The sequence below is a fragment of the Petrocella sp. FN5 genome (assembly GCF_029210395.1).
GTDB lineage: Bacteria > Bacillota > Clostridia > Lachnospirales > Vallitaleaceae > Petrocella.
Map to the genome: position 1 here is coordinate 1 of NZ_JARGDP010000080.1, position 11,113 is coordinate 11,113.

Annotated in this window: 11 protein-coding genes and 1 pseudogene; all 12 read left to right on the top strand. The window is 35.5% G+C overall.

Translation table 11 applies throughout. The features are described 5' to 3' along the window. Window positions 1-252: nucleotidyl transferase AbiEii/AbiGii toxin family protein (locus P0N36_RS13175; protein ID WP_275843319.1), on the top strand; the 252-nt coding region annotated here is incomplete at its 5' end. Between the two features lie 28 nt (window positions 253-280). Continuing rightward, on the top strand, window positions 281-2,023 hold the full coding sequence (locus tag P0N36_RS13180) for a hypothetical protein (RefSeq protein ID WP_275843320.1): 1,743 nt from the start codon (window positions 281-283) through the stop codon (window positions 2,021-2,023). A 59-nt stretch (window positions 2,024-2,082) separates the two neighbouring features. Then, window positions 2,083-2,310, top strand: a complete 228-nt coding sequence (locus tag P0N36_RS13185) for a hypothetical protein (RefSeq protein ID WP_275843321.1) — start codon at window positions 2,083-2,085, stop codon at window positions 2,308-2,310. 57 nt (window positions 2,311-2,367) lie between these two features. Beyond that, window positions 2,368-2,526 carry a hypothetical protein gene (locus tag P0N36_RS13190; RefSeq protein ID WP_275843322.1) on the top strand — a complete coding sequence of 53 codons (159 nt, stop codon included), beginning with the start codon at window positions 2,368-2,370 and terminating at the stop codon, window positions 2,524-2,526. A 130-nt stretch (window positions 2,527-2,656) separates the two neighbouring features. Then, window positions 2,657-3,499 (top strand): annotated as a pseudogene (locus P0N36_RS13195) (aldo/keto reductase); the annotation flags it as partial. Window positions 3,500-3,585: 86 nt separating this feature from the next. Further along, entirely contained in the window at window positions 3,586-3,735 is a 150-nt protein-coding gene (locus P0N36_RS13200; protein ID WP_275843323.1) for a hypothetical protein, read from the top strand. Between the two features lie 303 nt (window positions 3,736-4,038). After that, the gene (locus tag P0N36_RS13205; RefSeq protein ID WP_275843324.1) at window positions 4,039-4,743 is read left to right on the top strand and encodes a TVP38/TMEM64 family protein; all 705 of its coding nucleotides are present in this window, start codon (window positions 4,039-4,041) and stop codon (window positions 4,741-4,743) included. 19 nt (window positions 4,744-4,762) lie between these two features. Then, window positions 4,763-5,743: a YeiH family protein gene (locus P0N36_RS13210; protein ID WP_275843325.1), complete on the top strand. Its 981-nt coding sequence runs from the start codon at window positions 4,763-4,765 to the stop codon at window positions 5,741-5,743. 243 nt (window positions 5,744-5,986) lie between these two features. Further along, window positions 5,987-7,048, top strand: a complete 1,062-nt coding sequence (locus tag P0N36_RS13215; RefSeq protein WP_275843326.1) for a 4Fe-4S dicluster domain-containing protein — start codon at window positions 5,987-5,989, stop codon at window positions 7,046-7,048. A gap of 153 nt (window positions 7,049-7,201) precedes the next feature. Continuing rightward, entirely contained in the window at window positions 7,202-7,852 is a 651-nt protein-coding gene (locus P0N36_RS13220) for a flavodoxin family protein (RefSeq protein WP_275843327.1), read from the top strand. Continuing rightward, window positions 7,836-8,366, top strand: a complete 531-nt coding sequence (locus P0N36_RS13225) for a peroxiredoxin family protein (RefSeq protein WP_275843328.1) — start codon at window positions 7,836-7,838, stop codon at window positions 8,364-8,366. Before P0N36_RS13220 ends, P0N36_RS13225 begins: the two co-directional genes overlap by 17 nt. Before the next feature lie 53 nt (window positions 8,367-8,419). After that, on the top strand, window positions 8,420-11,050 hold the full coding sequence (locus P0N36_RS13230) for an MGH1-like glycoside hydrolase domain-containing protein (protein WP_275843329.1): 2,631 nt from the start codon (window positions 8,420-8,422) through the stop codon (window positions 11,048-11,050). The last annotated feature ends 63 nt before the right edge of the window (window positions 11,051-11,113 follow it).

An 11,113-nucleotide genomic window follows, 5' to 3' on the forward strand; every position in this document is an offset into this window, starting at 1 on the left:
AGTGCAGATTCAGTAAAGGCAAAGCTGAAAAATCAAGCGAAGAAACAGGGTAGATTATTTCAAGATGAGTTGGTAGCATACTGTTTAGAACGTACCATATATCGGATATCAATGTCCAAATATAATGAGAATTTCACCTTAAAAGGTGGTATTTTCTTATATGCGATTTTTAACGGCGAGTTTTCAAGAACCACTAGAGATATTGATTTATTGGCAAGGGCATTGAATAATGAAAGAAATTGGAGATCATGATGGTTAGTATACATATAAGGAGAATTTTATGAATCTCTCAATGTTTATAAAACAGGTTGATGCTATGACAGAAGAGCTTGACCATCAACAGTTGAAGTTGTTTTTGCATGAAACAGCTAGGATTTTACCAGAATGCGACCGTATAGGATTTATAGAAAGACTGGAAACTTTCACAAACGGGAAAACGTCAGAAAGCAGTCTGATTGTTGAAGATAAAAATTTTGAACGAGAATTTAAGGAAATCAATCAAATAATTACTAAAATCAATGAGGGCGAGTTTGTACTGAATGAAATGCAGAATGAGGAATACCATGATTGGTACAATAACGATATTGATGAATTTTACTATGAAGACCCGGACAAAGTATTAGATATGATTGATGACATTTGCAGGTTCATTCACAAATGTGTTGATCAGGAAAAATATAACGAAGGTGTCATGGTTGGAGAACGTCTGATAACAATTAAGGTACAGACAATCAGTGATTACGGTGATAACGAACTATCCATTTCAGGGTTGATATCGGAAAAACTCATATCTGTAAACTTTAAAAAAACTGTATTAGAAATACTTTATTGTGCATATCATACATATCCTATGGAGGAGATACCGAAGGTTATTTTTAAAATTCTCTCAAATTCAGGAATAAGAGATTTTAAATTGGAAAATCTTTTCCAATTTGGAAGTGGAGAACTGGATGGTGTCAAGGAATTTTTAGATCTTTTGATCCAGCATTTGGGAAGTATAACAGGAAGGTTAGCTGAAGTACTTATAAAAGAGGTAATATCGCAAAAGAATGATCCTGTAGGAAGCATTGACCTTGCGAAGACTTATGCCAGCACTCATCCTGGAATATTTTTACAGTTGTTGATTGAAGGTCAAGATCAGTCTCTGGAACAGTTGTTGGATTTAGGTATGAATGCACTGCATTTGATTAATTCAAAATATCTTATCCGCAATGAAGTTGCATTGATGACTGCGGAATATGCTTCAATTCTTGGAAAAGACAGTGTGGCGAGAAATTGCTATGTTGAAGCTTTTCGTTCAAAGAGCAGTGCAACGGACTATTTAAGAGCATTGCTTCATAGTAAAGATTTTAAAAAAACAAGAGAAACCTTAAGCATAATATTTAAAGGGATCTCAGTTAATGACAATCTGTATATATCTGAACTTCATATGGATTCTGAATTGGCAGAAAACAAGGTGACAATCAATACGATTAGTATGTTGGAGTTTTTTGATGGGGATTTTGAACAGGTGTTGGAGTGCCGAATGAATACGAAGGCAGCACTTGGTTGGTCGGGAACATTTATGAAACAAGGACTCGCTTTGTTTACGTTATTATTGTTTCGTGGCGAGCAACTCCAGTCTGGAGTCAGGAGTATGTTGGAATCAGTCAAGAGCTATCTTGATTTCAGTTCTAAGCGTTATGAAGCGGGGATTCACAATAAAACAGGTAAAAGTGACAATGAGTTACTGATGGAATGTATTCTCAAGTGGAAAGAAACGATTTCAATCGATGATGTATATGCTGAAAAAGTAATTAGCAAATTGGAAAAGATACTGGAAAAACGTGTTACCGGTATTATGGAAGCTAACCGTAGAAATTACTATGGTGAGTGTGCAGCATTTATCGCGGCGCTTGGAGAAGTTAAGGAATCAAGAGGGAAACATAACGAGAAGCAGCGGTATATGGATGGATTCAGGAAAGAATACCCTCGTAGATCAGCTTTTAAGACAGAACTTGAAAGGTATGGGTACAGAGGTTAAGTGAAAATATATAGATATGTTGGCAGAAGAATTGGGAATGAAAAGAGGATCAGCAACGCATGAGTAAAAATAGAAAAATTAAAAAAAATAAGAGTAATAATATCGATGTCTGGACAGAGGCGCAATATGAAGAATATTTGAAGGGCTTATACGGGATGGATTTTATAGCAGGGTATACTGAAAATGGTGTGCCCTATGGTACATTTATTGATGAAGACAATGAGGATGAGGAAATAATTACTAAGGATAGTTCATTTGATTCTAGTGATGATACGTTGCCATTCTGATTGTAGATAAAAATATCAAGATACCATGGATTTAACATATTAAGGGAGTGAAAGATAATGGAACCTTCAAAAAAAGACTGGAAACTTTTTAGAGATAAGATTGGTTCATGGCAGGAGTTATATATGGAAAAGCTTGTAAAGGAATACATTGCTTTTATGAATAGAGATTGGCCTGCATCAAGTAAATTTTGGGAGTTGGAAAAGAAAATTAAATAAGACAAAAAGAAGCCAGGGGTAATCCTCGAGCTAAGTAAGCGCGATATGCTGTTTGATGGTCTAGCACCCGCACACTCGTGACTTTAGTCGTGAGTTAGGGTGCTTTCTTCTTCTTCTTCTTCTTTATGCCGGCATAAATCTTTTTGACACTGCTAATATATATAATAATGGAGAAAGCGAAAGGGTTGTAGGCAGGGGCATTAAAGGTAGACGTGATAAGATCATCTTAGCCACCAAAGTGGGTTATCCAATGGGTGGCGATCTTAATGAAGCTGGTCTTAAGAAAGACACTCTGTTAAAAAGTATCGATGCTAGTTTAGGCAGACTGAATACAGATTATGTGGACTTATATTACTTACATGCACCGGATTACGAAACAACTATTGAAGAAACCCTAGAAGGTATGGAAGAAATATTGCTATCAGGTAAAGCCAGACACTATGGTATTAGCAACTTTGCAGCATGGCAAATAGCAGAATTAGTGGCTACATGTGATAAATATAACTCTACAAAACCGGTCATTACCCAAAATGTCTATAACTTAATCACCCGTAGTATCGAAGCTGAGCTAATACCCTATCTTCAAGCTAATGAAATGGCATTGACAGTCTATAACCCTATTGCTGCAGGACTGTTAGCGGGTAAACACAAGCCGGGTCAGCCAGCGGATAATACAAGATTTTCAAACAATGAAGTCTACTACAAACGTTACTGGTCCGATGCAAGCTTTAAAGCGATTGATCGCCTCATTGAAATTGGTAATTCACATGATCTTAGCCTACTAGAACTGGCAATGAACTGGTGCGCTAATCATAGGCAAGTTACCAGTATTATTAGTGGTGTTAGTAAGTTATCTCAATTAGAACAAAACATAAAAGCGCTCAAAGAAGAACCACTAAGTGATGAAATAATGAAACAATGTGATGAAGTTTGGCTGGAACTGACGGGCAATCGATTTGGATATAATCGATAGAGAAAGATTCAATAGGAGGGTGCATATCTCTCCATACTATAAGGCTGCTATTTAAAAGTGTATAAATAAAGTTACAAGATAAGAGTATGGCTATTAAGGAAGAAGTAAGAGATAAATATTATATACTTTTTTCAAAATCAGGTTTTACAGATGAACTAAAGAATCTCGCCTTAATAGATGACAAGATTATCTTGGTAGATTACAATTTAGCAAAGGGTGGCTTCGGAATAAATTAATCATTTACCTTCAAGTTAAAAATCCGAGTGTGTCAAGCATCCCCTTTAAGCTTGAACCCATTTAATCAGCCATATTAAAGTATTCAGATTATATCAAGTTAAGACATACCTATGAGTTAAAAAATGCGTCTATTTTTACAAATAGTCAAAAGTATTGTTAATTTAACTGTCATAAAGACACTTTTTATGCCGCCATCATTACGGATACATTGAAGTTGTAAGAAATCATACATAAAACTTCTTGCAACCATGGTATTATAATGATTAATAGGGAAATCGTCCCAAAGATAGGAAGAGATGTCGATGATAAAATTCTTACAAAAGAATTATAAATTTTTTATTTTAACCATTATCCTAGCAATAATAACTATAAGTCCATTAAGGAATTATATCCAAATTGAGAAATGGCTTGGTACTTTAAATACGATCAAGGACACTTCTTATGCACCAATTCTTTATATACTTTTATACATAGTTGGTGTTGTTTTAGCTTTGCCAGGGTTTGCACTAACAATATTAGCTGGCCCCTTGTTTGGATTCTCCCTTGGAACAATATTGGTCATTATTGGATCGAATGTGGGATGTCAGTTAACTTTTTTTATTTCTAGATTATTAGGTAAAGATTTTGTTAAGCGATATATTAAAGCAGATAGTTACTTTGAAAAGCTATCTAAAAAAATTGAAGATAATGGATTCTTAGTAATGCTCTATTTGCGACTTCTGCCTATTTTCCCGTTTAATGGAGTCAATTATATTTCAGGACTCTCGCAAGTGAAATATTGGCATTACACATTAGCAACTTTTGTGGGTATGCTACCGGCTACCCTTGTTTATGTTTATTTGTCGACATCTGTCGCGGATGTAAAAAACAATCCGATGGGTGTAATTATTTCTATAGTAGTTCTGATACTCTTTACGGGGGTTATAATGGTACTTAAAAGAAAGCGAATAACACGTCATAAAATTCTAATTGAATCCACCACCGAAAAAAGTGATATTATAATATAATTCAGAAAAGAGTGGCAATATGAAAAAGATGAAAAAAATAATGCCGGGTCTTATTTTTATACTAACTATAGCCATGATATCAATGTTTATCAATGATGCCATGAAAGTTTTTGTGAATTTAGAAGCTTTGACGATTGGCATATTGATTGGTATTATTTATAACAATACAATTAAGACTCAGTCGGTTTTGCTTGAAGGGGTTCATTTTTCGTTGAAGAAACTGCTAATGGTTGGTATTATATTGCTAGGGTTTAAACTTGATTTTGGTGCACTCTTTCAGCTGGGATCTAAAGTGCTTCTGATGGTAATCATCCTAGTGCCAAGTGTATTGATACTCGCTGTGATTCTTGGACGACTTTTTAAAACACCTGATAAATTAGCAACACTTATTGGAGTGGGTTCATGCATTTGTGGTGCTTCAGCTGTTGTAGCCATCGCACCTACAATTAATGCAAAAGATGAAGACGCAGTTGTTGCTGTATCAATCGTGAGTTTCCTAGGTGCAGTAGGTGTACTTGTGTATTCAGCCGTAGCGATTTCGAGTCCAGTAACGGATGTCCAATATGGTGTTTGGTCTGGGATATCTCTACATGGTGTAGCCCATGCCATCGCAGCAGCTTTTGCCAGAGGCGAACTTGCTGGAGAGATTGGTACATTTGTAAAAATGGCAAGAGTTGTACTATTGGTACCTGTAACATTGGTTCTAGGTTATCTATACAATAAAGAAAATAATCATCGGCAAAAGGCTAAGTTTCCAATGTATGTAATATACTTTATTCTAGCGGGTGTTGTGAGCACAACGGGTATTGTGCCAGATTCATTACTTCAAATACTGACAAAACTAAGCTCGTTACTGATATTAATGGACATGGTTGCTATGGGATTAACGGTTGATTTTATGACAATTAAGAATAAAGGAATGAAAGCACTCTTGATGGGTAGTTTATTGTTTCTAATAACATCAATAGTGACCTTTTGGATTGCGAAAAGCACATTATAAATTATATAACCATAATTGAAAAAACGACCCTGAATAAGTAAGCGTTAGTCTGTTCAGGGTTTTAGTCAATAAAACGATAATTGTAATTGACCACTTGGGTATTATATCTTACATTCGTACAGGTTGTATGATACCTTACAGTTTTTGAACCTGAAATGAAATATAATAGAGAAAATTTGTTTTTTAAGATGATAGGAATTCGGTTTTAATAGTAGTGTTAAATAATTTATGGCGAGGGAAAATATGAAAAAAGTAGACGAAAGAGATATTATTTTTTCAAGAATGAACATTATTCAAGGAAGTCCAATATACGATGAGTACTATCTTCAAAGACCAGAGTTAAAGTTGCAAGATGATATCCTTCGAAGTCTGCCACATATGGGGACAAAGGAAGGTAAGATCTATAATAGGTTAGATTCACCCATAGTTGATGCGAGTTTTCATTTTCTGAATGATATGAAAGACCTATCCGATGGGATTAGAAATCCTGTTAAAGTAGAAGTTGATCCTGAATTAATAACAAAAAAGATTAAGGGATTAGCCAAGTATTATAATGCAAAATTAATTGGTGTAGCCCAGATGAAAGAAGATCATTATTATTCACACAGAGGTAGAAGAAGTGAACTTTATGGTGAAAAGGTTGATGCAACTCATCAATATGGTATTGTCTTTGCGGTAGAGATGGAACAAGAAATGATTTTTAAAGCACCATTGCTACCTGAAGAAGTAGCAGTAACAAAAGGATATATTGATGCAGCTATTATTGGCATGGTGCTTTCCTATTATATAAGAGAATTGGGGTACAGTGCACGAAATCATATGGATGGCAACTATTTGATGGTAGCCCCGTTAGTAGCTCAAGATGCAGGACTTGGCGAAATAGGACGAAATGGACTACTCTCAACAAAGAAATATGGACCGAGAATACGTTTGGGCGTTGTAACAACAGACTTGCCTCTAGTAGCCGATGAAAAAATCGACTTTGGGCTTAAGGAATTGTGTAGTATCTGTAAAAATTGTGCGAAAACCTGTCCGGCGAAAGCGATTCATTCGGGTGAATCAAGTGATGTAGATGGTCAAAAAGTATGGAAGATTAATCCTGAAAACTGTTACAAAAGGTGGCGGCAATTGGGTACAGATTGTGGCATTTGTCTTGCTAGCTGCCCATTAAGTACAACGGTATCAGAAGGATTAATTGATCAAATGAAAGAATCAGGGCAAGCAAGGGAAGAAATTCTAAAACAATTCCATGCCAATCATCAATTTAGAGGCTACAACAAGAATAAAATCTCTTGGTTAGAATGATTGAAAATAGACCTAATGTAATTTATATTGACATCGTCAATTAGGAATTGAAGTTATAATTTAGTTAAATGAATTTTCTCGCATGAATTAAATTATATTTAAGGTATGCAGATTTCTAAGCTTAAGAAAACGCAAAAATATGGAGGATGTAAAATGATACTAGGCATAAGTGCTAGCGGAAGAAAAAACCGAATGATCCATCAAACAGTAGAAGTCATTGCAACAAAGGCTGGACTGCCTTTTGAAGTTATTTCACTAGCAGGCAAGAAAATTAATGGGTGTATTGGGTGCACTCAGTGTGCTTCTGATAATATTTGTAAAGTAAAAGATGACTGGAATGAAATTGGTGAGAAAATGCTTAAGGCTGATATAATCGTTTTTGGAGCACCTAATTATTATGGAACAATAAATGCTATAGGTCATGCCTGTTTAGAACGTACATTCAGCTTTAGGCATCAAGGTGCATTTACTTTAAAGGATAAAATTGGTATCACTGTGAGTACTTCACGTTCTGTTACAGTTGATCCAGTTCGGGAAATGATAGAGCGCTTTATGAAATCGAATCAGATGAGCGTTTTAGGTCATGTTACGGTCAAAGGCTATGACCAATGTTACACCTGTGGCTACGGGCACGATTGTGAAGTGGGCAATGTTGTACGTCGTCATGGTATCTTAGAAAAAATCGGACCTGAGCATATGCCTGCTGATTTTTCAGATCAAGGAGATGTGCAAAATCAAGTGGCGGAAATAGTTGAATTACTCAAAAGCAAAAGGAGTGTGCGTGAAGATGATAAAGGAAAATAGTAAAGCGAATCTTTTCGTGGCAGAGGATTTGTTTGGAAATAAAATATCGCTAGAAGCCTATAAAGGAAAGAAAATTCTTTTATCATTCTTTCGATATGCTTCTTGTCCACTCTGTAACTTAAGAGTACAAGAACTAATTAGAAATCAGCAATTATTTAAAGAACGGGGGCTTGAAATATTGGCAGTATTTCAGTCACCTAAAGATAGCTTGCTTCAATATGTAGGCAAACAAAATGCGCCTTTCCCTATAATTACAGACCCAGAGGAGCGACTGTACAAGCTATATCAAGTTGAAGCTTCAGCATTTGGAATGATGAAAGCGATGTTTAAACCTGGAAAGTTTGTACAAGCAGCGAAAGCAGGTTTTATTCCTGGAAAAGGTGAGGGATCAAAAACACGAATCCCAGCAGATTTTTTGATAGATCAGAACTTGAAGATTGCAAAAGCATATTACGGTAAGGATATTGGTGATCATATGCCACTCAATACAATATTTGAATTTTTAAAACCTTAATGATCTCTATCCGCTATAAAGGATGCAATTAATTGATGAAAGAGGGTGAGGTAATGACAAAAGATAATCAGGAATTAGTCCGATTGAGGGAGAATAAAGAACATAAACAATTTTGGCGACTATGGGGACCTTATTTAAGTGAAAGGCAATGGGGTACTGTTCGAGAGGATTATAGCCCTGACGGTGAAGCATGGTCGTATTTCCCCCACGACCATGCAAGGTCTAGAGTTTATAGATGGGGGGAGGATGGATTAGCTGGTATCTCGGAGATTAGTCAAAATCTATGTTTTTCCGTTGCGTTATGGAATGGAAAAGATTCAATCTTGAAAGAACGACTTTTTGGACTTTCAGGTACTGAAGGCAATCATGGTGAAGATGTAAAAGAGCTTTACTATTACCTAGACAATACACCGACACATTCTTATATGAAATATCTCTATAAGTATCCTCAAAATGAATTTCCTTATGAAGAACTCATAGTGAAAAATGCCCAGAACTCTAAAATGTCTCCAGAATATGAATTATTAAATACGGCCTGTTTTAGAGAAGGCAAGTATTTTGATGTATTTGTAGAATACGCCAAGAAAACGCCACGAGATATCAGTATTAAAATAACTATATACAATCGCGGTGATGAAGAAGCTTTTATCGATGTTCTGCCGACACTTTGGTTTAGAAATACCTGGTCTTTTGGTGGAAGCCATGAAAAACCAAGTATAGTATGTGCTAAAAGCAATGGGGTGTCTTATTTAGAAGCAGCTCATAAAATTATAGGTAAGTATTACTTGTATTTTCAGGAAGAAAAAAGTGTTTTATTTACTGAAAATGAAACGAATTATCAAAGAATATTTCAGCATCAAAATAAGAGTCCCTATGTAAAAGATGCTTTTCATCAGGTGGTTGTTAGCAAAGATGAAGAACTCTTACGGGGAAAAACTGTAGGTACTAAAGCTGCACTTCGTTACTCTTTCAAAATAGAACCAAAGGGAAAGCAAGAGATATTGCTTAGATTATCAGAGGAATTTTCAAAAGCTAATCCGATAGAAGAATGTGAAACAATCTTAGCTAGGCAAAAAGAAGAAGCGGATCAGTTTTATGAAAGCTTGGAAAATCAAAATATCGATCCAGAAGTAAGTAATATTAAACGGCAAGCCTATGCGGGTTTATTATGGAGTAAACAGTATTATAATTACGAGGTTGAAACGTGGCTAAAGGGAGATGAGCAAACAGTAAATAAAGATGATCCTCGAAAAAATGGTAGAAATGCCAATTGGAAACATCTTTTTAATCGTGACATCATTTCTATGCCAGATAAGTGGGAGTACCCATGGTACGCCACCTGGGATATTGCTTTCCATTGCATTCCATTCGCTAATATTGACCCTGATTTTGCTAAGAAGCAACTACTCCTTTTTTTAAGAGAATGGTACATGCATCCAAATGGACAACTACCAGCCTATGAGTGGGCACTTAGCGATGTTAATCCTCCTGTACATGCTTGGGCATGCTACCAAGTTTATTCAATAGAAAAGAAAAAAACTGGAAAAGGTGATCTTAATTTCTTGAAAAGTGCCTTTCATAAGTTATTGCTTAATTTCACTTGGTGGGTGAATCGAATGGATGCTGATGGAATGAATGTTTTTCAAGGTGGATTTCTTGGACTTGATAACATCAGCCTTTTTGATCGGAGTAAACCAATACCTACAGGGGGACATTTAGAACAAGCGGATGGTACAAGTTGGATGGCAATGTATGCGTTGAATATGATGACCATTGCTCTTGAACTTTCAACGGTTGATTTGACCTATGAAGATATGGCGTCAAAATTTTTCGAGCATTTTGTACATATTGCGGAAGCTTTTAATAATTATGGAAGTGAACTAGGTATACAATTATGGGATGAGGAAGATGGATTTTATTATGATGCCATTCACTATAATGATAATAGTGTTAAGACAATAAAAGTGAAATCAATTGTGGGACTCATTCCTTTATTTGCAACAGTTTCCTTTGATGTTAAATTTCTAGAACAATTTACTGAATTTTCAAAAAGATTGAAATGGTTTCGAAATAATCGGGTAAGTTTAGGTAAGCAAATTATTGTTAATCAAGTTGAAGGAGAAGAAAAGATCTTATTTTCACTTGTGAACAAAGAACGATTGTATAGAATATTGGAAAAGCTGTTAGATGAAAAAGAATTCTTGTCAACGATAGGTATTCGTTCATTGTCAAAATATCATGAAGGGCACCCATTTATTCTTGAATCCAACAATGAAAGCTATTGTATTAATTACCAACCGGGAGAATCTGAAAGTTATTTATTTGGAGGTAACTCGAACTGGAGAGGACCAATTTGGTTTCCAATTAATTATCTGTTGATTGATGCTTTAAAGATGGACTATTGCTATTATGGCGAGCACTTTAAAGTTGAATTTCCGACCGGTTCTAATAATTGGATAACACTACGAGAGGTAGCCGGTGAACTATCCAAAAGGTTGGCCAATATATTTATTCCAGATCAAGAAGGAAAACGAATTGTCCACGGTGATGAAAATATCTACCAAGAAAATCCAAATTTCAAAGACTTAATACTCTTTTATGAATATTTTCACGGATGCACTGGAAAAGGATTAGGTGCAAGTCACCAAACGGGGTGGACTGCATTAATAGCAAGCTTGATTTAAGTGTTATGAGTCATAAGTGTTCATTATGGAAAAGTTGAAATAGGCACTATTTTAACTAAATAA

What these genes read in the sequence shown, in the direction of transcription:
- P0N36_RS13180 (WP_275843320.1), top strand. Translation starts at nt 281, where the DNA reads ATGAATCTCTCAATGTTTATAAAACAGGTTGATGCTATGACAGAAGAG.
- P0N36_RS13185 (WP_275843321.1), top strand. Translation starts at nt 2,083, where the DNA reads ATGAGTAAAAATAGAAAAATTAAAAAAAATAAGAGTAATAATATCGAT.
- P0N36_RS13190 (WP_275843322.1), top strand. Translation starts at nt 2,368, where the DNA reads ATGGAACCTTCAAAAAAAGACTGGAAACTTTTTAGAGATAAGATTGGT.
- P0N36_RS13200 (WP_275843323.1), top strand. Translation starts at nt 3,586, where the DNA reads ATGGCTATTAAGGAAGAAGTAAGAGATAAATATTATATACTTTTTTCA.
- P0N36_RS13205 (WP_275843324.1), top strand. Translation starts at nt 4,039, where the DNA reads ATGATAAAATTCTTACAAAAGAATTATAAATTTTTTATTTTAACCATT.
- P0N36_RS13210 (WP_275843325.1), top strand. Translation starts at nt 4,763, where the DNA reads ATGAAAAAGATGAAAAAAATAATGCCGGGTCTTATTTTTATACTAACT.
- P0N36_RS13215 (WP_275843326.1), top strand. Translation starts at nt 5,987, where the DNA reads ATGAAAAAAGTAGACGAAAGAGATATTATTTTTTCAAGAATGAACATT.
- P0N36_RS13220 (WP_275843327.1), top strand. Translation starts at nt 7,202, where the DNA reads ATGATACTAGGCATAAGTGCTAGCGGAAGAAAAAACCGAATGATCCAT.
- P0N36_RS13225 (WP_275843328.1), top strand. Translation starts at nt 7,836, where the DNA reads ATGATAAAGGAAAATAGTAAAGCGAATCTTTTCGTGGCAGAGGATTTG.
- P0N36_RS13230 (WP_275843329.1), top strand. Translation starts at nt 8,420, where the DNA reads ATGACAAAAGATAATCAGGAATTAGTCCGATTGAGGGAGAATAAAGAA.